The sequence below is a fragment of the Enterococcus rivorum genome (genome assembly GCF_001742285.1).
Taxonomy (GTDB): Bacteria; Bacillota; Bacilli; order Lactobacillales; family Enterococcaceae; genus Enterococcus_L; species Enterococcus_L rivorum.
Map to the genome: position 1 here is coordinate 17,398 of NZ_MIEK01000029.1, position 24,873 is coordinate 42,270.

The 24,873-nt window shown below is 35.6% G+C and carries 25 protein-coding genes; 22 read left to right on the forward strand and 3 right to left on the reverse strand.

The genetic code is table 11. The features are described from left to right. Positions 1 to 162: 162 nt before the first annotated feature. From guaD to BCR26_RS10525, 5 genes are all read left to right on the forward strand, one after another. A complete protein-coding gene (gene guaD / locus BCR26_RS10505; RefSeq protein WP_069698945.1) occupies positions 163 to 1,545 on the forward strand; it encodes a guanine deaminase in 1,383 nt (460 codons plus the stop codon). Position 1,546: 1 nt separating this feature from the next. Next, complete coding sequence (locus BCR26_RS10510) at positions 1,547 to 2,911, forward strand: uracil-xanthine permease family protein (RefSeq protein ID WP_069698946.1); 1,365 nt, start codon at positions 1,547 to 1,549, stop codon at positions 2,909 to 2,911. 165 nt (positions 2,912 to 3,076) lie between these two features. Beyond that, positions 3,077 to 4,054, forward strand: a complete 978-nt coding sequence (gene guaC, locus BCR26_RS10515) for a GMP reductase (protein ID WP_069698947.1) — start codon at positions 3,077 to 3,079, stop codon at positions 4,052 to 4,054. Between the two features lie 148 nt (positions 4,055 to 4,202). Continuing rightward, a complete protein-coding gene (locus tag BCR26_RS10520; RefSeq protein WP_069698948.1) occupies positions 4,203 to 4,535 on the forward strand; it encodes a PadR family transcriptional regulator in 333 nt (110 codons plus the stop codon). Then, positions 4,532 to 5,524: a permease prefix domain 1-containing protein gene (locus tag BCR26_RS10525; protein WP_069698949.1), complete on the forward strand. Its 993-nt coding sequence runs from the start codon at positions 4,532 to 4,534 to the stop codon at positions 5,522 to 5,524. Before BCR26_RS10520 ends, BCR26_RS10525 begins: the two co-directional genes overlap by 4 nt. Before the next feature lie 85 nt (positions 5,525 to 5,609). Here the strand turns inward: BCR26_RS10525 and BCR26_RS10530 are convergent, their stop codons facing one another. Both BCR26_RS10530 and thiD read right to left on the reverse strand, forming a co-directional pair. After that, positions 5,610 to 6,152: an ECF transporter S component gene (locus tag BCR26_RS10530; RefSeq protein ID WP_069698950.1), complete on the reverse strand. Its 543-nt coding sequence runs from the start codon at positions 6,150 to 6,152 to the stop codon at positions 5,610 to 5,612. Between the two features lie 12 nt (positions 6,153 to 6,164). After that, positions 6,165 to 6,989 carry a bifunctional hydroxymethylpyrimidine kinase/phosphomethylpyrimidine kinase gene (gene thiD, locus BCR26_RS10535; RefSeq protein WP_069698951.1) on the reverse strand — a complete coding sequence of 275 codons (825 nt, stop codon included), beginning with the start codon at positions 6,987 to 6,989 and terminating at the stop codon, positions 6,165 to 6,167. A gap of 162 nt (positions 6,990 to 7,151) precedes the next feature. On the opposite strand from thiD, the gene BCR26_RS10540 reads away from it, so the two are divergent. The 7 genes from BCR26_RS10540 to thrB all read left to right on the forward strand — a co-directional run bounded on the left by BCR26_RS10540 (position 7,152) and on the right by thrB (position 15,472). Continuing rightward, positions 7,152 to 8,579 carry an aminotransferase-like domain-containing protein gene (locus BCR26_RS10540; RefSeq protein ID WP_069698952.1) on the forward strand — a complete coding sequence of 476 codons (1,428 nt, stop codon included), beginning with the start codon at positions 7,152 to 7,154 and terminating at the stop codon, positions 8,577 to 8,579. A gap of 47 nt (positions 8,580 to 8,626) precedes the next feature. Further along, positions 8,627 to 9,352 (forward strand): nitroreductase family protein, encoded by a 726-nt coding sequence (locus BCR26_RS10545; protein WP_069698953.1) that lies wholly within the window; start codon positions 8,627 to 8,629, stop codon positions 9,350 to 9,352. 553 nt (positions 9,353 to 9,905) lie between these two features. Continuing rightward, positions 9,906 to 11,630, forward strand: a complete 1,725-nt coding sequence (locus BCR26_RS10550) for a phospho-sugar mutase (RefSeq protein ID WP_069698954.1) — start codon at positions 9,906 to 9,908, stop codon at positions 11,628 to 11,630. Positions 11,631 to 11,846: 216 nt separating this feature from the next. Beyond that, positions 11,847 to 12,134 carry an ArsR/SmtB family transcription factor gene (locus tag BCR26_RS10555; RefSeq protein ID WP_069698955.1) on the forward strand — a complete coding sequence of 96 codons (288 nt, stop codon included), beginning with the start codon at positions 11,847 to 11,849 and terminating at the stop codon, positions 12,132 to 12,134. A 125-nt stretch (positions 12,135 to 12,259) separates the two neighbouring features. Next, positions 12,260 to 13,552 carry a homoserine dehydrogenase gene (locus tag BCR26_RS10560; RefSeq protein WP_069698956.1) on the forward strand — a complete coding sequence of 431 codons (1,293 nt, stop codon included), beginning with the start codon at positions 12,260 to 12,262 and terminating at the stop codon, positions 13,550 to 13,552. Between the two features lies 1 nt (position 13,553). After that, complete coding sequence (gene thrC, locus BCR26_RS10565; RefSeq protein WP_069698957.1) at positions 13,554 to 14,612, forward strand: threonine synthase; 1,059 nt, start codon at positions 13,554 to 13,556, stop codon at positions 14,610 to 14,612. Beyond that, the gene (thrB, locus tag BCR26_RS10570) at positions 14,609 to 15,472 is read left to right on the forward strand and encodes a homoserine kinase (protein WP_069698958.1); all 864 of its coding nucleotides are present in this window, start codon (positions 14,609 to 14,611) and stop codon (positions 15,470 to 15,472) included. Before thrC ends, thrB begins: the two co-directional genes overlap by 4 nt. Positions 15,473 to 15,542: 70 nt before the next feature. Here the strand turns inward: thrB and BCR26_RS10575 are convergent, their stop codons facing one another. Then, positions 15,543 to 16,394 carry a pyruvate, water dikinase regulatory protein gene (locus tag BCR26_RS10575; RefSeq protein WP_069698959.1) on the reverse strand — a complete coding sequence of 284 codons (852 nt, stop codon included), beginning with the start codon at positions 16,392 to 16,394 and terminating at the stop codon, positions 15,543 to 15,545. A gap of 96 nt (positions 16,395 to 16,490) precedes the next feature. Between BCR26_RS10575 and BCR26_RS10580 the strand changes: the two genes are divergently transcribed. The 10 genes from BCR26_RS10580 (at position 16,491) to BCR26_RS10625 (ending at position 24,547) form a co-directional block, all read left to right on the forward strand. Continuing rightward, positions 16,491 to 16,913: a Fur family transcriptional regulator gene (locus tag BCR26_RS10580; RefSeq protein WP_069698960.1), complete on the forward strand. Its 423-nt coding sequence runs from the start codon at positions 16,491 to 16,493 to the stop codon at positions 16,911 to 16,913. Positions 16,914 to 17,076: 163 nt separating this feature from the next. Then, positions 17,077 to 17,253, forward strand: a complete 177-nt coding sequence (rpsU, locus tag BCR26_RS10585) for a 30S ribosomal protein S21 (protein WP_002356740.1) — start codon at positions 17,077 to 17,079, stop codon at positions 17,251 to 17,253. Between the two features lie 25 nt (positions 17,254 to 17,278). Further along, a complete protein-coding gene (locus BCR26_RS10590) occupies positions 17,279 to 17,728 on the forward strand; it encodes a GatB/YqeY domain-containing protein (RefSeq protein ID WP_069698961.1) in 450 nt (149 codons plus the stop codon). A gap of 230 nt (positions 17,729 to 17,958) precedes the next feature. Then, positions 17,959 to 18,933: a PhoH family protein gene (locus BCR26_RS10595; RefSeq protein WP_069698962.1), complete on the forward strand. Its 975-nt coding sequence runs from the start codon at positions 17,959 to 17,961 to the stop codon at positions 18,931 to 18,933. Positions 18,934 to 18,968: 35 nt separating this feature from the next. Beyond that, entirely contained in the window at positions 18,969 to 21,161 is a 2,193-nt protein-coding gene (locus BCR26_RS10600) for an HD family phosphohydrolase (protein ID WP_379962731.1), read from the forward strand. Then, positions 21,161 to 21,637 (forward strand): rRNA maturation RNase YbeY, encoded by a 477-nt coding sequence (gene ybeY, locus BCR26_RS10605; protein WP_069698964.1) that lies wholly within the window; start codon positions 21,161 to 21,163, stop codon positions 21,635 to 21,637. The genes BCR26_RS10600 and ybeY overlap by 1 nt, the downstream gene beginning before the upstream one ends. Then, a complete protein-coding gene (locus BCR26_RS10610) occupies positions 21,621 to 22,022 on the forward strand; it encodes a diacylglycerol kinase family protein (protein WP_209591841.1) in 402 nt (133 codons plus the stop codon). The genes ybeY and BCR26_RS10610 overlap by 17 nt, the downstream gene beginning before the upstream one ends. Positions 22,023 to 22,034: 12 nt before the next feature. Continuing rightward, positions 22,035 to 22,937, forward strand: coding sequence for a GTPase Era (gene era, locus BCR26_RS10615; RefSeq protein ID WP_069698966.1), 903 nt, complete (start codon positions 22,035 to 22,037; stop codon positions 22,935 to 22,937). 97 nt (positions 22,938 to 23,034) lie between these two features. Then, positions 23,035 to 23,829, forward strand: a complete 795-nt coding sequence (gene recO, locus BCR26_RS10620; RefSeq protein WP_069698967.1) for a DNA repair protein RecO — start codon at positions 23,035 to 23,037, stop codon at positions 23,827 to 23,829. Next, positions 23,822 to 24,547, forward strand: coding sequence for an AAA family ATPase (locus tag BCR26_RS10625; protein WP_069698968.1), 726 nt, complete (start codon positions 23,822 to 23,824; stop codon positions 24,545 to 24,547). Before recO ends, BCR26_RS10625 begins: the two co-directional genes overlap by 8 nt. Positions 24,548 to 24,873 lie beyond the last annotated feature (326 nt).

Here is a 24,873-nt window from a genome sequence, read left to right on the forward strand (position 1 = left end):
TGAAAAATAGAATTTATCACTCAATTATTATAAACGAGGCAATAAAGTTCGTGTTTTGTTGGTATATGCTATTTTTATTTAAACTTTTTTGAACAAAAAGTAGAATAAAAGCGAAAGATTGTTTATAATGATTGAAGTATAGTCATGAAAGGAGAATAATAAATGTTTGACTTTGTTGTAAAAGGAACCGCATTTTCTAGTGAAAACCCCAAAGAGGTAAAAAGTCTTAAAGATCATTTATTTTGTATTTCGGATAAAGGAATAATTGCAGCTGTTATTTCACCTGAAGAAAAAGAGTATTCTCAAATTATTAAAGAATACCGTGAGCAAAACAAGTTTTATGAGTACTCTGAAAATCAAATTATTTTACCTGGTTTTATTGACCTGCATGTCCATGCTCCTCAGTGGGCTCAAATTGGAACAGCTATGGATATTCCATTGAACGATTGGTTACACACCTATACCTTCCCTTTAGAATCAAAGTTCTCTGATGAAGAATTTGCTAAAACTGTTTATTCTGATTTAGTTTCGCAATTGATTGCAAATGGAACAACAACGGTACTTTATTTCGGAACTATTCATCGTGCTGCTAGTCGGATATTAGCAGAAATTTGTTGCGATAAAGGGCAAAGAGGTTTAGTAGGAAAAGTTGTAATGGATGATAAAGAGCAAAATCCAGACTATTATCGTGATGAATCTACTGCGGAAGCTCTTGCTGAAACAGAAGCCTTTATTCAAGATATTCAAAAATTGGCTGAAAAAGCGCCGCAAGGGATTTACCCAGTGATTACACCGCGTTTTATACCAAGTTGTACGGATGATGCGTTGAAAGGGTTAGGCGAGCTGGCTCAAAAATATGATGTTCATATTCAATCCCATTGTAGCGAAAGCGACTGGGAGCATAATTTTGTTAAAGATCGATTTGGCAAAAATGATGCAATGGCTTTAAATGATTTTGGCTTACTAACGGAGAAATCTGTTATGGCGCATTGTGGTCTTTTAGCGGATGAAGATATGCAATTGTTTGCTAAAAAAGGAACTGCGGTTGCTCATTGTCCGATTTCTAATGTTTATTTTGGTAATACAGTGACACCTATTGCCAAGTTACTTCACGAATATGAAGTAGAAACTGGTTTAGGAACAGATATCTCTGGCGGCTTTTCACCAAGTTTGTTTGATAATGTGAAACAAGCGGTTATTTCTTCTCGTATGTTAGAAGAAGGAGTCGATCAAAATATTGAAAGTGAAAAAAGAGGGGTAGCGAATTCTCGAATCACATTAAATGAAGCGTTTTATTTAGCGACTGCAGGTGGTGGTGAATCATTAAGCTTACCAATCGGGAAATTAGATGTTGGATATGCTTGGGATGCACAGATTATTGATTTGGTAGGTAAAAATACCTTCATTCCTAGATATTCTAAAGAGGAAACTTTAATGAACTTATTCCAAAAAGTTCTCTATTTAGCTCGTCCTGAATATATTCAAGAAGTTTGGATTCAAGGGAAAAAAGTACATGAAATAAATAAACGAATGACTGAGGTGTAAAATGGCATCAAAATTAACTGTAGGACCTAATGACGATCTTTCAATGGGGCAATCTGCTCTTCTAGGAATTCAACATGTGTTGGCAATGGATGTTTACGTCGTTCCATTTATTATTGCTTCGATTATTGGCTTGACAACAAAGGAAGCTTCCTTACTTATTCAATCAACCTTTATTGCTGCAGGGGTTGCGACCATCATTCAGTCGTATTTTTGCATGAAATTACCCGTAGCTCAGGGCCCATCTTTTATTCCTATTGGAGCAATTGCAGGCATTTATTTTGCTAATAGCCAGGATGGCAATGGTTGGGGCACAGTTTTAGGGGCAGGTTTAGTTGGGGCTATTTTAGTTGTTCTTTTAGGGATGACTGGAATTTTTAATCGATTAATCCAAATGTTTGTACCGCAATTAGTTGGAGGAACCATTATATTCATTATTGGCTTATCGTTGATGCCCGTTGCACTTAATGATAATGTTTTCCAAGCTTCAGGGAATTTAAGTCAAAATATTTTGCTAGCGGCTATTTCAGCAGGCTCACTAGTCTTTTTTGCCATTATTGGTGCTAGGTTTCCTAACAAAGGAAGGATATTTAAGATATCTTCTGTTATTTTAGCCCTTATAATTGGCTGTATTTCAGCAAAATTCATGGGGATTTTGGATTTTTCCCAAGTGTCAAATGCACAATTATTTAGTTTGCCGCAGCTTCCGTTCGTGGATTTCAATTTTTCTTTTGATCTATCTTCTATTCTGACGATGGTCATTATTTACATTGTTTTAATGGCTGAAACGACAGGAACTTGGTTCGCAGTAAGTCATGTGGTGGAACAACCATTAACAGATGAAAATATTAATCGTGGCGTGATTGGAGAAGGGATTGGCTGTCTAGTTTCTGCATTGTTTGGAGCAACGCCGGTTACAGGTTATTCTACAAACGCAGGCATTATCTCTATTACAGGGGTTGCCAGTAAAAAAGTTTTCGTTGCTGCTGGAGCGTGGTTTATCGTTTTCGGTTTTTCTAGCAAACTATCAACTTTAATTTCATCGATCCCAGCACCAGTAATCGGTGGTGTTTTCGTCATTGTTTGCGGCATCATTTCTATTAGCGGGTTGAAGGTTTTAAAAGAGGTAGAAATTGGTGAAAAAGAAATGTATGTCATTGCTATTCCAATGATTATGACGCTTGCGTTGACATTGATCCCAAAAGAGTTTATTCAAGCTTTACCAGAATTTTTACAATATTTCTTAAGTTCCTCAGTTGCTACAGCATCGATTGCAGCTATCTTTTTAAACAAAATGATTCCTTCTGACAAGCAAGAAATCAAGGTAGAATCAGTAACAGTTTCAGATGCCAGTGAAGTGCTAGGGTAAGGACTGTTTTACTTGGGAATTTTTTGTGGATTTTCGTTAATTTACTTTGACTTTCTGGAAAATATAGTGTAAATTATCATAGGTGATTAAAAAATACGAACGATATTGGCATTAATGTTCGGTTTTTGCGTATTTTTAATATAGGTCACTAGGAGGCAAATTAGTATGAAAGTATTTGATTATGAAGATGTTCAATTAGTTCCCAATAAATGTATTGTGAATAGTCGTTCTGAATGTGATACAAGCGTAAAATTAGGAAAACATGTATTCAAAATGCCTGTAGTTCCTGCAAACATGCAAACAATTGTTGATGAAAACATTGCAGAATTTTTAGCTAAAAATGATTATTTTTACATTATGCACCGTTTTGATGAAAGTGCACGAATTCCTTTTATGGAAAAAATGAATGCTAAAGGACTGATTACTTCAATAAGTGTTGGAGTAAAAGAAGGAGAATATGCATTTGTTGAAGAACTAGCTGAACGAAATCTAGTACCTGATTATGTAACGATTGATATTGCACACGGTCATTCAAATGCCGTTATTAATATGATTCAACATCTAAAAAAACTTCTTCCTGACACTTTTGTGATTGCAGGGAATGTAGGAACACCAGAAGCAGTTAGAGAGTTAGAAAACGCTGGAGCCGATGCAACTAAAGTTGGAATTGGCCCAGGAAAAGTTTGTATAACAAAAATTAAAACTGGTTTTGGGACAGGTGGTTGGCAATTAGCAGCGTTGCGTTGGTGTGCGAAAGCAGCTAGAAAACCAATTATTGCAGATGGTGGTATCAGAACTCCAGGAGATGTTGCTAAATCTGTGCGTTTTGGAGCTTCAATGGTAATGATTGGCTCTTTATTTGCAGGGCATGAGGAATCACCTGGTGAAACAAAGGTTGAAAATGGTGTTGTACTGAAAGAATATTTTGGTAGTGCCTCTGAGTTTCAAAAAGGCGAGAAGAAAAACGTTGAAGGAAAGAAAATTTGGGTTCAACATAAAGGTAGCTTAGCGGATACGTTGAGAGAAATGCAGCAAGATTTGCAATCTTCTATTTCGTACGCAGGTGGAAAAGATCTTGAAGCCATTCGTAAAGTTGACTATGTAATCGTAAAAAATTCAATCTTCAATGGGGATACTATTTAAATTATAGAAATAGAGAGAGATGTTTTTTCAAGTAGGGAACTATTTGAAAAAACATTTTTTTATTTTACTTTACCTGTCGTAGTACTTGTGCTATGATAATTACAACGACAGACGTAGTACGATAGATGAAGTACTTGGGGGTGAATCAATGATTGGGAGCGATGCAATCAGAGGCTATAATGATACGTTTATTTTGACAGTATTGTTGGAAGGCGATTCCTATGGCTACGCTATTTCCAAACGAATCCAAGAAATCTCGGAAAGTAATTATTCAATCAAGGAAACAACGCTATATTCGGCTTTTAATCGTTTAGAGAAAAATGGTTACATTGAATCTTTTCCAGGACAAATTACTCATGGAAAAAAGAGAACGTATTATCGATTAACTGAAGCTGGAAAAATTTATTTATCAGAGAAAATAGCTGAATGGTATTTAACGAAGAAGGTTGTTGAATGTTTTATCAAGGAGGAAGCAGAATGAAGACAATTGAGGAATACATCGAAAGTTTATTTTTAGGAGTGCCAATAAATCAAAAAACTATCCAACTGAAGGAGGATCTTTTAGCCAGTTCAGAAGATCGTTATGATGATTTAAAAGCGCAAGGCAAATCTGAAAATGAAGCAATTGGAGCAGTGATTTCTGAATTTGGTAATATTGATGAGTTATTGGAAGAAATGAATCTTAAACAGGGCTATGAAGAAGAAAATGGCTTTGAACTGGATGAAATTGAGGTTGAAGAAGCAACAACCTTTCTAACTGTTCAAAGAAGAGGCGCAATATTGATTGGTTTAGGTGTTATGATAATTATTTTTGGTTTAGGCTTATTTTTTGTTATGGAAGCATTCTACGGAGAAAATTTTGGTACGGGTTTAGGATTATTGGCTTTGTTTTTAGGAGTAGCAATTGGTGTTCCTTGTTTCATTATAGCAGGTACGAGTATGTCTAGTAATAGTAAAAGTTTGGATGATAGATTGATTCCTATTCAAGTAAAAAGTGAAGTGAGAAAATTTAAAGAAAACTTTCAACGCTCTTTTATTTTGTGTATGGTTTTAGGGGTATCGTTCTGTATTTTAGCATTAGCGATTTTTCTATTTATAGCTATTACTTTTGAACAGTACGGAAATAGTGATTATTATAATTTACTAGGCTTAGCAGCGATGATGTCTTTAGCAGGCGTAGGTGTTTTCTTCTTTATTTTTGGTGGAGTTGTTATGGGGAGCTATACAAAGCTGATTGAACAAACTTATTTTATTTCAGATGAAGATGAAATTGGTCCAAGAGCAAAAGCAGAATTAAATAAAAATAGACCTGTATTTTTACAAGTGATTGAACGAGTTTATTGGCCTGTTGTTGTTTGTATTTATCTATTACAATCATTTATTTTAGGGAACTGGGGAACAAGCTGGTTAATTTTTCCGATTGCGGGGATTCTATTTGGAGCCATTGAAAGTATCTTTAACAAGAAATAAAATGAATAGTCGGATAAAGAAGACTGGAAACTTGAGATTGTTAGCGAATCTTAGGTTTCCAGCTTTTCTATTTTTTGTTTGGTACTTATTGTTTATTAAAAGTAACATCCATGGCCTTTTTTAAGGGAAAATAAGCCAAACTAACAATAATAATTGTTCCGATGACATTAATGGCAGTAGCTGGGATTTTAGCAAATGCACCAAAGAAAGCTGCCTGGAAATCCGCACCAGCTGCTAAATTAAACAGCGTATTCTTTGTTTGAGTCATTAGCAATTTAGTAATTCCAGCACAAATTGCAATCACTGTGATTTTCCAAACACTATCCAGATTTCTATGGAAAGCCATTACAGCTATAGTAGCAGCTCCGCCAACAACGAAACTTTCAATCAAGAAGTAAGGGGCTTCGGCAGCAAATCCATTTAATACATCAAAAATTGCAAAGCCAACGCCACCAGCAAGCGCTCCTTTTTTGTATCCTAGAAGCAAAACGGCTAATAAAACAACTGAGTTGCCTAAATGGATGAAATCTCCTGTAGGCATAGGAATTTTAATCATTGTACCCAGAATAGTTAAAGCCGCAAAAAGACCTACAAGGATAACTGATCTAGTGGAATTGTTTTTTGTCATAAATAGAACTCCTTATTTTTCTATAAATCGATCTTCAGCTTGATTGTAAGCACCATGCCAAACATGACCTAAGAAAGGATTAATTTTTTGTCCATTTTTAATTGCCGCAGCAACAAATTCTTTTGCGGTTTTAACGGCTGTAGTTACAGGCATTCCTTTTGCTAAACCAGCAGTTGTTGCAGCAGCAAATGTACAGCCAGCACCATGATTATAGTCAGTAGCGAACAATTCACCCTCAAGTAGTGTGAATTCTTTTCCATCGTAGAATAAGTCAATTGCTTTTTCTATTCCTAGGCGGTGTCCACCTTTGATAACGACATTTTTAGGCCCTAGTTCGATAATTTTTTTGGCGGCCTCTTTCATTTGTGCGACAGAAGTAAGTTCACCTAAACCTGAAAGAATACCTGCTTCTACAAGATTTGGTGTCGTAATAGTTGCTTTAGGCAATAGTAATTGAATCATGGCATCAACATTGTCTGGTTGTAATAGTTCAGTGGTTCCTTTACAAGCCATCACAGGGTCAATGACAATATTTTTCATATCAAATTTATCTATATAATGTTTAGTAATTTCAATTGTTTCAATTGTACCTAACATTCCTGTTTTCATGGCATCTAGTGGTGCACCAGCAAAAATTGTTTTTAATTGTTTCTCAACTAACCCAGATTCAAGTGGGGTCACAAGATGACTCCATCCTTCATCTGGGTTCATCGTTACAATACTGGTGATTGCTGAAAAGCCAAAAGTACCATATTCTTGAAATGTTTTTAAATCAGCTTGAATTCCCGCTCCACCGCTAGAATCTGATCCTGCAACAGTTAATACTTTTTTTATCATCGGTAAATAATTCCTCCTTAAAACAAAATCGATTACACCTATTGTAAAGGAAAGATGATTTGACAAAAACAGCCAATTGGGTTATTTTCAACTCATCCAATTTGATGATATTGTAAATATTTTTGACAGTAGTTAAGAAAAAAATAGGGAGGAGTGGGATTGATGTGGGAATTAAAAAAAGAAAAAGGCGTTCCAGTATATGTAGGAATCATGGAGTTAATCCTAGCTAATATTCAGTCTGGGAAATTAGCACCTGGAGAACGGTTACCAGCAGAGAGAAAATTGGCGGACTATTTCCAAGTAAATCGCTCGACGGTTGTTCATGCATTAGATGAATTAGTTTCACTAGGATGGATTGTTCGCAAGCAAGGAAGCGGAACAATTGTTAACGAAGGGAAATGGGGGATTGCGACTACACCAAGAACCGATTGGCGGAGGTATTTGGAACAAAATGCTTTTAGCAAAACGAGCCCCTTCGTAAAAAAAATTGAAGAGCGATTGAAAACTCATGGGAAAACTAGTTTGGATGTATACACAGGGGAACTGCCCTTAGAGTTAATTCCTAGTTTTGATTTTCCGCCGCTATCTTGGAAACAGTTTTTGGAGGAAGAAGAGCAAGACGATTTAGGGTATTTACCCTTAAGAGAATCTATTAGCAAAGAAATAGCGAAAGAATATGGGTTTAAACTACCTAATGAAAGTTTACTGATTACTTCTGGTGCCCAGCAAGCATTGTTTCTTATTTTACAAGTTTTATTGAAAAACGGAGATAGTGTGGCGATTGAAGATCCTTCTTTTTTATACGCGTTGCCGATTTTTCAAGCAGCAGGCATTCGTTTATACGGTGTTTCAATGGACGATGAAGGAATTTGTTTGGAAGATTTAGAGCGGACCATTCGGCAACAGCGAGTAAAAATGGTCATGGTCAATCCATCATTTCAAAATCCAACTGGGAAAACAATGACTGTAAACAGACGTAAGAAATTAGTTGAGCTATGCCAAAAACACCAAATACCGATTATAGAAGACGATGTTTTTGGACAATTAAGTTTTATTTCTTCAGAAAAAATCCCTCCATTAAAAAAAATTGATCCAGAAAACGTGTTGTACATTGGCTCATTATCAAAAATTTTAGGATCAACAACAAAAATTGGCTGGCTGAGTGCACCCGATTCAGTAACGAAGCAATTAGCTGAGGCAAGAAAAATGATGGATTTTTCATTAAGTATTTTCCCGCAAATGTTGGCAAATATGGCTTTGACAGATGATTCCTACACTTATAAAATTAGAAAACTAAAAGAAGAAGTGGAAAAACGAGCACAGAAAGTTTTTGCTCTCTTAGATAGCTTTACAGAATGGGAGGTTCAACGACCAGAAGGAGGATTTTATTTGTGGGCTAGATGGACAAAAGGGCCATTAAAACCAAAAGAGTGGGATTTTTTTATTCAAGAAGGGCTATTAATAGCACCTAGTTTTCTATTTAGTGAACAAAAAGATAGTATCCGTATTAATTTTTCGAGAATCGATGATGAGATGCTAGAGGCTTTAGGTGAGAAATTAAAAAATATTACAAATAAAATAGCTGGCTAAAGCAAGGTGATATGCTAAAATAAAAGAAAAGGTTGGGGGAGAACTAGATGAATGAAACAATGCGATTATTAACAAATCGTCGAACGTATCGAAATTTCGATCAAAAGTATCAATTATCTGATCTAGATTTGCAACAAATTTTGGATGCAGCTCGCCAAGCACCCAGTTGGATGAATGGACAATTCTATAGTGTTATTGTAATTAAAGATGAAGCGATTAGAAAACAATTGATAGAGTGGAATCCTACAAATCCTCATATTCTAGAAAGCTCTGTTTTTTTACTATTTTTAGGAGATCTCCAACGGACCAAAATGGTAAGTGAAACCTATCAAAAGCCTTATCTTGTTGATGAAACTATTGAATCAATTATTATGGCAACCACAGATGCAGCATTAGCTCTAGAGAATGCAGTTATTGCTGTAGATAGCTTAGGTTTAGGCTCAGTGGTTGTGGGAAGTATTAGAAAGTTTAGTAAAGAAATCAGTGAGTTGTTAGAGCTGCCAGATTTTACGTTGCCTTTATTTGGTTTAAGTATTGGAAAGCCAATCGTAGAAATGCGGGTAAAACCTAGATTGCCAGAAGCGACGATTGTTCATTATGATAAATATCAACCTTATTCTTATGAATTGATTGAAGCTTATGATAAAACAATGGAGCATTTTGCTGAAGCCAGAGAAACGAAATTGTGGAGTCAGAAATTTGCTGATTATTTTGCCACCAAGCCTATCATGGTTGTCGATCAGGTAGCTCGTTTGAAAAAAATAGTAAAATGAAACTGTACTAAATCACATTAAAAAAATACCATTAGTGTTGTATACACTAGATTAGGCTCCACTACCAGCAGTTATTGTCAGTGAAAAACCGTGGAACCGCACTGAGACCAAAGTTCAGATCTCAGAGCTTCCAAGCTTCAAACTTGGGCTAACTAAATGGCAAGCCCAAGTAATTCACATTGGATTCTGTTCACGGTTACTGTCACCACCTGCTAGTAGTTCCGCTTTTTTTGAAAACTGATTAAACTAGAGAAAGAAACGTTGTTTAGTATCTTTTGTTTATGCAACACTAGTGAACAAATCCTTTATATATAACTAAAATGAAGGCGAGGTGGCTTGTTATTGTTACACAATAAACAGTGTCTGGAATGAAATTGGCACGTTTTTTGCCGAATTGCTTCCGGCTAGCTGCCTGCCCTTTTGGCTTTAAGTATCACTCAATTCTAATTTGGCCGCGATGCTAGTAATTTTTCGCACTTCATTACTTCCTTATAAGGTATCAGAATGATATACTTAAAGGAGTTAAAAAAACAATTGAAAAAGAGGTGTTTACATGTCTTGGGAACAAGTCTATAAACAGTGGGTACAGGAAGATAGCTTACCAGAGGAATTAAAAAAAGAATTAGTAGAGTTGAAAAATAATTCTGAAAAATGTGAGGATGCGTTTTATGCTCCTTTAGAGTTTGGAACAGCAGGAATGCGTGGCATTTTAGGTGCTGGAATTAATAGAATGAATATCTACACCGTAAGACAAGCTACAGAAGGGCTGGCTCGTTTTATGGAAACACAAGATTCAGAAACAAAACATCGTGGGGTAGCGATTGCTTATGATTCACGACACAAGTCTCCAGAATTTGCTATGGAAGCAGCAAAAACGTTAGCACAGCATGGAATTCCAGCTTATGTTTTCGAAAGCCTACGTCCAACACCAGAACTTTCTTTTGCTGTACGTTATTTAAATGCTTTTGCTGGGATTATGATTACAGCTTCTCATAATCCAGCAGCATATAATGGCTATAAGGTATATGGAGAAGACGGGGGTCAAATGCCACCAGCAGACGCAGATGCTTTAACAAGCTATGTCCGAGAAATTGAAAATCCATTGAAAATTGAAGTGTTAGCAGATGAAGAGGCTAAATCAAGTGAACTGATTACAATCATTGGTGAAAAACTGGATAATGCTTACTTAAAAGAAATTAAAGCCGTAACAATCAATCAAGAGTTAGTAAACGAAATGGGAAAAGAGCTAAAATTAGTTTATACTCCTCTCCATGGAACGGGTAAAATGCTAGGGGAAAAAGCATTAAAACAAGCTGGCTTTGAAAAATTCCTTTTAGTTCCTGAACAATCGATTGCTGATCCTGACTTTACAACGGTGAAATCTCCTAATCCAGAAGAACACTCTGCTTTTGAATATGCGATTCGCTTAGGGGAAAAAGAAGGCGCGGATTTATTGATTGCAACAGATCCTGATGCAGATCGTCTAGGAGCAGCTGTTCGCTTGCCAGATGGTTCTTATCAAGTTTTAACGGGTAATCAGTTAGGGGCAATCATGATTCAATATATTTTGGAAGCTCATAAACAAGGTGGCACTTTACCAGCGAATGCTGTCGTATTAAAATCAATTGTATCAAGCGAACTTGCTACAGCAATTGCAAGTAAATATAATACTAAGATGGTTGATGTACTAACAGGCTTTAAATTCATTGCCGAGAAAATCCAACAATACCAAGAAGATCACTCCCAAACCTTTATGTTTGGTTTTGAAGAAAGCTATGGATATTTGGTGAAATCTTTTGTTCGTGATAAAGATGCCATTCAAGCACTTGTGCTGTTAGCAGAAGTTGCTGCTTATTACAAAAAACAAGGAAAAACATTGTACGATGGGCTTCAAGATATCTTTAAGGAATATGGCTTTTTTGAAGAAAAAACAATTTCAATTACATTAAGTGGGATTGAAGGCAGTGAAAAAATCAAAGCTCTAATGAAAAAATTCCGTGATGAATCGCTAACGTCATTTGCGGGTATAGACGTTAGTCAAACAGAAGATTTTAAAGCTTTAACGAGAACAATGGCAGACGGAACAGTTGAATCACTAACAACACCACCAGCTGATGTTCTAAAATACTTCTTAACTGATGGTAGCTGGATTGCGATTCGTCCATCGGGTACTGAACCAAAAATGAAATTTTATTTGGCTACAAAAGCTAGTTCTCAAGAGGACGCAAATCAAAAAATTTCAGCTTTTGAAAAAGCAATAAGTGCTTTAACAGACTAAATTAGAGAAACAGTATAATAAAACTAAAGTGGAATAGAACTGAGTAGCTTATTTTTTAAAAGGAATTCTCTTAAAAAAGTTTATTGCTAGAGAATGACTCCAAGATGGCCGTTCATTCTATTCCCTTTTGCATTGAAGCAGCAAGTTTTACATACCTAAAAATGAAAAATTTTGGTATAATTCAAACATAGAGAAAATACAGAGGGAGCGACTGTAATGAAAAACCAAGAAGAAATCCAAATGGTCAGTCAACTATACAAAGTGCTCAGCGATCCAACGAGGCTGCGTATCTTACTGTTGTTAAAAAATGGTGAGTTAAATGTTACAGCAATTGGTGAAAAATTAGAGATGGAACAGTCGGCAGTTTCCCACCAACTGAGATTACTACGTGATAGTCGAGTGGTAAAAGCTCGCCGAGAGGGAAAAGGAATTTTTTACTCGCTAGACGACCATCATGTTATCGATATCTTAAATCAAACATTCGAACATGTGAAACATCATTAGACTTCCTTTTCTTTTATTTAGAGAAAAGGGTAGTTTTTTTTACAGCATTTAGGTATACTAAAGGCAAAACTTTATTAAAAACAAATGAAATGTTTTTTAATATTTGGAATTTTGGAGGAATAGGAATGAAGGACAAGTTAAAAATTGGCTTACTTGGTTTGGGAACTGTTGGTTCAGGTGTACCGACTATTTTAAAAGAACATCAAGAAAAAATTGCTCAAGTAACAGGAATGGAGATTGTGATTGCTAAAGCATTGGTTCGTGATGAAGATGAGAAAAAACGTCAAGCTGAGAAATTTGACATTCAGCTAACGACAGACATAGATGAAATCATTAACGATGATGAGATAAAAATCATTGTTGAGTTGATTGGAAAAGTAGAGCCAGCTAGAACGTTCATTACCAAAGCGTTAGAAAATGGTAAACATATCGTTACTGCGAACAAAGACTTATTAGCACAACATGGCAGTGAATTAGTTGCCCTTGCTCAAAAAAATCATTGTGATTTGTATTACGAAGCAAGTGTTGCAGGAGGTATTCCGATTCTTAGAACCATTGCAAACAGTTTAGCTGCTGATAATATTCAAAAAGTGTTGGGAATAGTCAACGGCACGACAAATTATATGCTGACACAAATGGTCACTGCCAAGAAATCTTATGAACAAGCCCTTAAAGAAGCTCAAGAATTAGGTTTTGCTGAGTCTAATCCAACCAATGATGTTGATGGCATTGACGCAGCTTATAAGATGGTTATTTTAAGTCAGTTTGCTTTTGGCATGAATATTAGTTTGGATCAAGTAGATACTCATGGTATAAGAGGGTTGTCTTTAGATGATGTAGAAATGGCTGCCCACTTAGGCTATGAAGTGAAACTAATTGGTTCTTCTGAATACAATAATGGCAGTATCGCTGTTGAAGTTGGTCCTATGTTAGTGGCGAAAACCCATCCAATTGCTTCTGTTAGGAATGAATTTAATGCAGTTTTTCTTGAAAGTTCAGGTGTGGGAGAATCCATGTACTACGGACCAGGAGCGGGTGCAAAACCAACAGCAACTAGTGTTGTTAGTGATCTTATCACTATTGCTAAAAATATTCGCTTAGGAACAACTGGACATATGTTTAACTCTTATTCCCATGATACTGAAATTACAGAAGATAAAAATATTAATGGAAAATACTATTTTTCTATTGAGGTACCAGATAAACATGGTCAAATTTTAAGATTAACACAAATCATGACAGAAGCCGACGTTAGTTTTGAACAACTAGTACAACAAAAATCAGACGGAACAAGAGCTAGAATTGTAGCGATTACTCATACAATTACGAAAGAACAAATGAAAAGGGTAGCTTCTGAAATTAAAAAAGCAGATGGATTTAAATTATTAACGATATTTAAAGTACTGGAGGACAAGTAATATGTATGAAGGATTATTGAAGCAATATAAAGAATATTTACCAATTACTGATAAAACACCCATGTTGGGATTAGCGGAAGGAAATACACCCTTGATTCCTTTAACTAGTTTGTCAAAAGAATTGGGAATTAAACTTTATGGAAAATATGAGGGGTTAAACCCTACAGGCTCATTTAAAGATCGTGGGATGGTGATGGCTGTTGCTAAAGCAGTAGAAGACGGTGCAAAAGCAATTGTTTGTGCTTCTACTGGGAATACGAGTGCAGCAGCAGCAGCTTATGCTACGCGTGCAGGAATTAAAGCCTATGTTGTAATTCCTGACGGAAAAATTGCAATGGGCAAATTAGCACAGGCTATTATTTATGGTGCAGATATTATTTCGATTCCAGGGAATTTTGACGAAGCATTGAAAGCTGTCCGAGATATTGCCAAGACAGAGGCAGTGGCTTTAGTAAATTCAGTGAATCCTTATCGTTTAGAAGGACAAAAGACAGCAGCTTTTGAAGTCTGTGAGCAATTGGGGCAGGCGCCAGATGTGTTAGCGATCCCTGTTGGAAATGCTGGAAACATCTCTGCTTACTGGAAAGGTTTTAAGGAGTGGCACGATAAGAAAGGAACTCTTTTACCAAGAATGCATGGTTTTGAAGCAGAGGGAGCAGCAGCGATTGTAAAAGGTGAAGTGATTGATCAACCTGAAACGATAGCGACGGCTATTAGAATTGGTAATCCAGCCAGTTGGTCATTAGCGGAAGCAGCACGAGATGAATCCAACGGTTATATCGATTCTGTAACAGATGAAGAAATTTTGAATGCTTATCGAAAAATAGCTGCGCAAGACGGGATTTTTGTTGAGCCAGGTTCAGCAGCTTCGTTAGCAGGGGTCATTCAACATGTTAAAAGCGGGAAGATTAAGCCGGGAGAAACAGTGGTGGCAGTCTTTACTGGAAATGGATTGAAAGATCCTGATACAGCGATGACAGCAACAGAAGTGAAAATTTCAAAAATGAGTGATTTAGAAGAAATGAGAATGCATTTACGCAATGGAGTAGCTGAACTATGAGAATAAGAATTCCGGCAACCAGTGCAAATCTAGGCCCGGGGTTTGACTCTTGTGGCATAGCTTTATCACAATATTTATCCATTGAAGTACTTGAAGATGCAGATGAATGGATTATTCACCATAATCTTGGTGAAGAGATACCTAAAGATAAATCAAATCTACTAATTCAAACCGCTTTAAGTGTAGCGCCTAATCTAACACCTAAAGCATTAAAAATGACCTCAGATATACCTTTAGCAAGAGGGCTTGGAAGTAGTTCAAGTGTGATTGTTGGTGGAATTGAGTTAGCGAATCGTTTAAATAATTTAAGCTTATCACAAAAAGAAAAAGTTAGAATTGCAACAGAAATAGAAGGACATCCTGATAATGTTGCTCCAGCAATCTGTGGTGATTTTGTTGTAGCTAGTTATGTAGACGGCGAGGTACATGCGGTTAAACATCATTTTCCGATGTGCGATGTGATTGCATTTGTTCCAGATCATCATTTATTGACAACGGAAAGCAGAAGTGTTTTACCAGAGTCAATGCCTTATAAAGAAGCCGTTCAAGCGAGCTCTATTGCGAATGTAATGATTGCAGCCATTTTAAATGGTAATTTGCCATTAGCGGGTGTGATGATGGAAAAAGATAAATGGCATGAAAATTATCGTCAGCAATTAGTGCCTCATTTAAAACAAATTAGAAAAATTGGTCATGAATTAGGAGCTTATGGCGCTTTCCTAAGTGGTGCTGGACCGACAGTTTTAGTATTATCACCAGAAGAAAAAACAAATGAAATTGTTGGACGACTAAACCAATTACCATTGTCGGCAGCAATCCATGTGTTGTCTGTGGATCAAGAGGGGATTCAAGTTTTTTAAATAGATAAGTTAAATAGGAAGTACCAAAAAGAGCTGTGAATTATTGTATTCACAGCTCTTTTTTATCAATTTAATCAGATTCAGTAGTATAGTAGCTATGATCTTCTAAGTGTAAGGCATTTAGAATCATTGAAGCTGTTTCCTCAATGGAAAGCGAAGCAACGTTAATGACTACGCAACCAAGTTTTGTATAAAGGTCATTTGCAAAAGCCAATTCTTTTCGGATTTTTTCTATATCTGAATAAGAAGTGTCTGCAGGTAGTCCATAAGCCCTCATTCTTTCTTTTCTAATACCATTCAAAATATCTGGATCATTTGTTAACCCAACAATTTTTTTAGGATCGGTTTCCCATAATTGTTTCGGTAGGTGTGCTTCTGGAATCAAGGGTAGGTTAGCAACTTTTAAATTTTTATTAGCAAGAAATAGACTTAATGGTGTCTTGGAGGTTCTAGAGACTCCTAACAAGACAATATCTGCTTCAAGAAAACCTCGAGGATCTTTGCCGTCATCATATTTTACAGCAAATTCCATGGCTTCGATTCGTTTGAAATAGTTGTCATTTAAATGATGTAGTGCACCCGCTTCACGACTAGGAGCGACACCAGTTAAACGTTCAATTTCTAAGACAGGTGGGGTCAAGATATCGAAGTTATAAATGTTATTTTCTTCAAAAAAATTGCACGCAATCTTAACTAAATCTTCATTGATAATCGTGTGTAAAACCATTGCTTGTTCACATTTTGCATCTTCTAATGCTTTACGCAGCTTTTCTTCTTCATTTACAAAAGTTCTTCTAACAAGAGAAAACTCCACTGTAGGGTATTGCGCCATTGAAGCAGCGGCTAATTTTGAAGCAGTTTCTCCAGCCGAATCTGATATTACAAAAATTGTAACCATTTTTTTTTCATCTTCAAGTCCCATAAAAATATATCCACTCCTTGCTTTTTTATTCTATTTATTATACCATATTTTTAATGATCTTATTCGTAATGATTTTGATTTAGAAAGGTGAATCCCATGACTCAAACAAAAATAGAACAAGCGCTAGAAGTAATGAAAACCCATGGCTTTAAATATACAAAAAAAAGAGAAGCGATCATTACCTATCTAGTAAAGAAAAATCGTTATGTTTCCGCTAGAGATGTCTATGAGTTTATGAATACTGAATATAAAGGTGTCAGTTACGACACTATTTATCGTAATCTTAACGACTTAGAGACATTAAAGTTATTGGAAACAACAGATTTAAATGGTGAAAAAAAATTTCGTTTTCGTTGTTGTACTAAAGTAGATCATCATCATCATTTTATTTGTACGGTTTGTGGAAAAACAAAGGAAATTCACATGTGCCCAATGGATTTTTTCAAAGAACAGCTCAATGGATGTCAAATTGAAGGCCATAGATTTGAAATTTTAGGTCGTTGCGAAGACTGTTGTTAACAAAAATGACATAAAGTGAAACTTTTTTGTGTTTTTTGACAGACAGTGGTTGACGTAAAAATAAGCATTCGATATAATATAGCAAGGACAGTATTTTATTTGTGATAAAATTGTCATAAATATGAAAAACGGTTACTTTTTAAGCTCGGAGGGAGGGAATTACATGTCAAAAACTGTCGTTCGTAAAAACGAATCTCTTGATGACGCTCTTCGTCGCTTCAAACGTTCCGTTTCAAAAGCGGGAACTTTACAAGAATCACGTAAACGTGAGTTCTATGAGAAACCAAGTGTAAAGCGTAAGAAAAAATCTGAAGCAGCTAGAAAACGTAAAAAATTCTAGTTTTCTATGAACTGGAGCTGATAGTATGTCATTACTGATTACATTGAATGATGATATTAAAACAGCTATGAAAGCAAAAGACAAAGAAACTTTGTCTGTGCTTCGTATGTTGAAAGCAGCCATTCAAAATGAGCAGATTAAAGCTAGCCGTGATTTGAACGGAGAAGAAGAATTGACTGTTTTATCTCGAGAGATGAAACAACGTCGTGACTCTCTAACAGAGTTTGAAAAAGCGGGGCGTGATGATCTTGCTGATAAAGTTAAGATCGAAATGACGATTGTAGAGAAATATTTGCCAAAACAACTTTCTGAAGAAGAAATTCGTCAGATTGTTCAAGGTGCTGTTGATCAAACCGGTGCTACTTCACCAAAAGAATTTGGTAAAGTGATGGGCTTAGTGATGCCGAAAGTTAAAGGCAAAGCTGATGGAAATCAGGTTAATGCGATCGTAAAAGAATTACTACAAGAGAAATAATAGCGAAAAGCCAAAGCTATTTAACAAAAAGTTTAAACATGAATTGTTTGAACGACCCTGACCCTTAAAAGTTGGATTTTAGAATCTAGCTTTTAAGGGTATTTTTAATTATAAAAAAATTTTTACGATTACATGATAGAAAGTAACAGAAATCCACATGCTTTCTTTTTTCTGTTTAGAAATTATGGTATTATTACTAAGAAGTAACTAATAAAGGAGATGGGCTTTTTTTGACAGAAAACCAGTCAAAATCCTTGGAATTGAAATTAAGCGATTCTGATGATGTGAGCATGCTTTTTGGCACTCATGATAAGCATATAAAATTTCTAGAAGATAATACGGCTGTAACAATACATACACGAGGAGAAACCATCCAGTTAATTGGAGAAGAATCTGAAATAGAACTAGTTGCGGCTGTGCTGCGTTCGTTACAAGTATTGATTCAAAGAGGAATTAAGGTTAGTACGCCAGATGTTGTGACAGCATTAAAAATGGCGAAAAATAAAAATTTAGATGCCTTTATTGCTATGTATGAACAAGAGATTCTTAAGGATCATCATGGACGAGCTATACGAGTAAAAAATATTGGGCAAAAAAAATACGTGGAAGCAATCAAGAAACATGATATTATTTTTGGAATTGGCCCTGCTGGAACGGGAAAAACCTTTTTAGCGGTGGTTATGGCAATTGCTGCGTTGAAAAAAGGAGAAGTTCAGAAAATTATTTTGACAAGGCCAGCAGTAGAAGCAGGGGAAAGCTTAGGTTTTTTACCTGGTGACTTGAAGGAAAAAGTGGACCCTTATTTAAGGCCTGTGTATGATGCTTTATATCAAATTTTTGGAATGGAACATACCAACCGTTTAATGGAACGAGGTGTGATTGAAATTGCACCGTTAGCTTATATGCGTGGAAGAACTTTGGATGATGCATTTGTCATTCTTGACGAAGCTCAAAATACGACGACAGCTCAAATGAAAATGTTTTTAACGCGATTAGGATTTAGCTCAAAGATGATTGTCAATGGAGATGTTAGTCAAATTGATTTACCAAAAGGTGTTCTCAGTGGACTAGTTCATGCTGAAAAAACACTTAAATCCATTAAAAAAATTCATTTTGTTCATTTTGATGCTAACGATGTTGTTCGTCATCCTGTCGTTGCAGAAATAATTAAAGCGTATGAAGAAGAGCAACATCAAAATTCATAAGAGCTTTGGAAAGGAATTACCCCCTTTTGAAATCTATGCTAATAAAAATCCGTGACAAAATGGGTAAGTTTTATATTCCTATTTTGCTCATCGTTTTTTCTCTGATTCTGTTTGGTCTTACTTATGGAAGTGTTCATCAGAAAAAAGTAGAAATTAGAGAAGGACAACTAGCGGATAAAACAATTAGAGCCAATAAAAATATTGAGAATACCTATGAAACAGAACAAAAAAGAAAATTAGCGGCTGAAGCTGTTACACCGGAATATATTTATCAAGAAGATACTGCTGAGATTCAACACAAGAGAATTGATAAACTTTTTAAATTAATTAAAAGCACAAATGAAAAAATAGATAAAGACTATCAGGATAAAAAAGCCAAGGCCAAAAAGGATGAAACGATTCCTGAACCAACGGTAGAGGAACGGATTGCTGCTTTAAAATCTCAATTTGAATCCTTAGATCAAAATGAAGTTGCTTTCTATCAGAGTTTTCCTAATATCTTTTATCAAAATGTTTTTACCTTGAATGCGGAAGAAATAGAAAAAGTTAAAGTTGAAAGTTTACGAATCGTTGATGAAACGATGCAAAATCGTGTGCGAGATACCGAATTAACAAGTGTTCTTCAAAATGCTATTGATAAAATCCAGTATATTGACGTTTCGAATGTTATGCAGCAACAAATTAGCTATGTGGTAAATCAAGGAATTGTTGCGAATGATTTTGCCAATGAGAAGAAAACAGAAGAGCTAAGACAAAATGCTAGAAATGCAATTCCACCTTCAATGATCTATCAAGGTGAGATTATTGTTCGTGAAGGTAGCCAAATTGATGCAAAAGCGATGGAGAAGTTAGAGCTATTAGGACTAACTAACCAAAACACATCTATTTTTCCTGTAGTTTCTTTATCATTAGCTATTGTTTTACAAGTCGCTGTTTTAGTATTTTTTACAACACAAGTGACAGAAGAAGGTAAACGCAGATATTTTATCTTATTCTATACTTCAGCAATGATTGTCAGTTTGATACTAATGAAATTTTTCCAAATCTTTCAAACCGAGCAATTGATGTATATTCCGTTATTTTATCCAGCAGCGTTTGTGCCACTGGTTCTGAATTATTTTGTAAATCGCAGAGCAGGAATTTTAGCCGCGCTTTTTCAAGTGGTCTTTTCTCTCTTCATCTTTTATGATTCAATCGGAACGAATTTTTTGATAATTATTTTGGTTTCTTATCTATTTTCTGGTTTGTTGGCTTCAGTCGTTAAGCGAACAATTAGAATTAGCGAGCAAGGTATGACAGCAATTTTTTGGATTGTTGTATTCCCAGTATTAATGTCTTTTGTTTTGATGATTTACCAAGGAATGAGTTTGTTTGACGGGAAAACTTGGACAGCTTTACTTTGTGCATTAGCAGGCACGTTCTTTTCCTTTTTAGCAACGATGGGCTTGCATCCGTACATTGAATTATTAGTAACAGATGATAGTATGATTGTGCTGAATGAACTAAGTAACCCGAATCACCCGTTATTAAAACGATTGTTAGAAGAAGCACCGGGAACCTATCATCATAGTATGATGGTTGCTAGTCTAAGTGCTAATGCTGTGGCTGAAATTGGTGGGAAATCACTACTAACTCGTGTTGCTTGTTATTATCATGACATAGGAAAACTTAAACATGCTAATTTCTTTGTAGAAAATCTGCCAGCTGGGGCTGAAAATCCACATAATTTTTTACTTCCTGAAGATAGTAAGCAAATTATTTTTGGACATGTTATTGATGGAGCAAAAATTTTAGAAGAATACCACATGCCACAAATGGTTATTGATATTTGTAGACAGCATCATGGAACCACTCTAATGAAATTTTTCTACTATAAAGAAAAAGAACGGAATCCTAATATTTCAGAAGCTGATTTTCGTTATCCAGGGCCTCGTCCTCAAACGAAAGAAGCGGGAATTGTAAGTATTGCAGATACTTGCGAAGCAGCAGTTAGAGCGATGGATCACCCTTCAAATGAAAAAATTAAAGATTTTGTTCATAATGTTATCCAAGATAGAATCGCAGACGGTCAGTTAGACGAATGCGGCTTGACGATGAAAGAAATTAGGAAAGTTGAAAAATCATTAGTTAATGGTTTGTGTAGCACTTTCCATTCAAGAATAAAGTATCCTAAAATGAAATCAGAAGCTGAACAGATGAAAGATGAACAAGAAAAGAGAGAAAAATAATGGATATTACACTCATTGATGAAACTGAAAAGTTAACTACAGAACAAATAGCAGACATGGAAAGGTTATTGCAATTCTCTGCGGACTTTCTAAAGCTAAAAGAAGATACTGAAATGTCGGTTTCTTTTATGGACAACCAAGGGATTCAAGTGATTAATCGTGATTATCGCGGAAAAGATGTTCCGACAGATGTCATTAGCTTTGCCTTAGAAGATGAAGGCGAAGATGAAATCCAGATTATTTTTGATGATGAAGAGGAGCCGTTACCTAGAAACTTAGGGGATATCATGATTTCAATTGAAAGAGCGCAGGAGCAAGCAGTAGAATACGGACATTCTTTTGAACGAGAATTAGGTTTTTTAGCAGTCCATGGTTTCTTACATCTGAATGGATATGACCACATGGAACCTGAAGAAGAAAAAGAAATGTTTGACTTGCAGAAAGAGATCTTAGATGCCTATGGCCTTAAAAGATAAACAAACAGAAAAAAATAAGCACTTTATTAGCTCTTTAGAGTTTGCTCTGCAAGGGATTCGTACCGTTTTTGAAGAAGAACGAAACATGCGGACACATGTTATCATGGGAACTTTAGCCGTGATTGCAGGCTTCATTTTTCAGCTGAGTTGGACTGAATGGCTCTGGTTATTACTTGTTATTTTTTTAGTCTGGCTTGTTGAGATTATCAATACGGTTTTTGAAAATGTTGTAGATATGGTGACGGATTTTCATTTTCATCCAATCGGGAAAAAAATAAAGGACATGGCTGCAGGTGCGGTGTTACTAACTAGCTGTTTTGCTTTGTTAGTAGGATTGATTTTGTTTGTTCCTAAAATATGGCAAATAATGAAAGAATTTTTATAGAGGAGATAGAAAATGACAAACGAACATAAATCCGGTTTTGTTGCAATCGTTGGACGACCAAATGTAGGGAAATCGACTTTACTAAATAGAATAGTTGGACAAAAAATTGCGATTATGAGTGACAAAGCGCAAACAACGAGAAATAAAATCCAAGGAATCTATACCATTCCAGAAGCTCAATTAGTTTTCATTGATACCCCTGGAATCCACAAACCGAAGCATCGCTTGGGTGATTTCATGGTAGAAACAGCATATAGTGCTCTAAGAGAAGTTGATGCAACAATTTTTATGATTAGTGCTGATCAAAAGCGCGGACGTGGTGATGACTTTATCATTGAACGTTTGAAAGAGATGAAAAGCCCTGTTTATCTTGTTATTAACAAGATTGATAAAGTTCATCCAGATGACTTGTTGGGAATCATTGATGACTACTCTAAAGAAATGTCTTTTAAAGAGATTGTTCCTATTTCAGCAACAGAAGGAAATAACGTGGAACGCTTAATGGATATTTTGGTCGAGCAAATGCCAGAAGGGCCACAGTATTTCCCAGAAGATCAGATTACAGATCATCCTGAATATTTTATTGTTTCTGAATTAGTGCGTGAAAAAGTCTTGCTTCTTACTAGAGATGAGATTCCTCATTCAGTGGCAGTTGTTGTAGATTCCATGAAACGAGATCAAAACGATAAGGTCCACATTCAAGCAACAATTATTGTGGAAAGAGATAGCCAAAAAGGTATCATTATCGGTAAAGGTGGCAAAATGTTAAAACAAATAGGAACGAAAGCCCGTTTGGATATTGAGTATCTTTTAGATGATAAAGTTTATTTAGAACTTTGGGTAAAAGTTCAAAAAGATTGGCGTGACAAGAAAATTTATTTACAAGATTATGGGTACCGCAAAGAAGAATATTAGATAGAGAAAGAGCGACTCTGCAAATAGAAGTAGAGTTGTTCTTTTTTCAACATCTGATAAAATAGATGAAAAGTAGTAAGTGAAGGGAGCTAAGAATATGGCGGTTGGTGAGACTAGAGGAATTATTTTATTTACGAAAGATTTCAAAGAAAAAGATAAATTAGTTAAAATTTTTACAGAATCATCCGGTAAGTTGATGTTTTTTATAAAAGGCGCACATAGAAAAAACAATCCGATTTCCTCCTCAATTTTACCTTTCACGGAAGCAATTTATATTGGTGATTTTAGAGAAGAAGGACTTTCTTTTTTAAATGGAAGTAAAGACGTGAAACCATTCCGTTTGATTCAGCAAGATATTTTTATTAATGCCTACGCAACCTACATCTTAAACTTAGTAGATGCTGCCATCGAAGACCGGGTTTATGATCCTCATCTATTTAAATTTGTGCAACAGGCTCTAATGCTGATGGATGAAGGAAAAGATCCGGAAATTATCACTAATATTTTTGAGGTCCAGTTATTGAGTCGTTTCGGTATAGTAATTGACTGGAAAAAATGTGCTGCATGTGGAGAAACTCATGGGAAATTTGACTATTCATCTAAGTACAGTGGAATTTTATGTGAAAAACATTGGTCTTTAGATGAACGACGTTATAATTGGAACCCTATAGCCATTCATTTTGTTCGTTTGTTTGCAACCGTTTCTTACGACAAAGTACAAGAAATAAAAATGAAACAAGAAACGAAAGATGAGATTAGAAAAATTATCGACGAGCTTTATGATGAATATGTTGGAATCCATCTTAAAAGTAAAAAATTTATTGATGAAATGAAGTCTTGGGAGGCTACAATGAAAATTCCTAAACGTTCTGAAAGGAAAGAAGATGAATAATATTCTTTATTTGAAACAAGTCATTTATGAGAATACCCAAATTTCAGAGGAGTTTCCTTTTAATTTACCTACTTTACGTAGTCTAAATGAGCTAGTATTTGATACGCCTGTTACGTTTTTTATTGGAGAAAATGGTATTGGAAAATCAACAATTATCGAAACAATTGCAGCCTTAATGGGATTAAATATGGAAGGGGGTTCAAAGAACAATCTGTTTTCTAGCTATCAAGAAAGCTATCCATTGCTAGAAATGTGCAGACCTGTTCGTTATCCTAATCATCAAAAAGACAGTTATTTTTATCGAGCAGAGTCTTATTTCAACTTGATGACAGATATTGAAGAAAATGTGCCAGAACTATTTGATAAAAGTTTGCATCACTATTCAAGAGGTGAATCATTATCAAAACTAGTCTCAACTCGCTTTTTTGGAAATGGCTTTTATATTTTGGATGAACCAGAGACAGGCTTGTCTTTATCTACACAACTGAGTTTAATGTTGATGATTGAGGGACTAGTACAAAAGAACTCCCAATTTATTATAGCAACCCACTCTCCAATTCTCCTTTTTTTCCCAGATGCAAAAATCTATGAGTTTTCTGATTCTGGTATTTGTGAAACAAAAAGAGAAGAGACCAAAGTGTATCAGGAATGGAAAATGATTTTTGATAGAGAAGAGGCTTTTTTTGATTTATTATTTCAAGAAGAAAAAAATATTTGACATCCTGTCAATCACAGATTATCATAGGTAGTAATGAAATAAGTACGATGAAAAAGAAGAGTAAGAAGTATTGTCTGGTCAGCGAGTTTGGGAAAGTGGAAGCCAAATACAAACAACTTTTGAATGGCGCTTTTGAGTACTATTAAACGAAGCTGCCGACTGTACTGTCGGAAGTAGGGTGGAACCGCGAATTTATCGTCCCTATGTCTATTTTATAGGCATAGGGACTTTTTGTTTGCCCGGCATGGTCAAACTCTAACGGGTTAAAGTCCCGAGTACGTCCAAGTAACGGAAAGTACCTAGTCGAAAACAAGGGTGTCCATGGT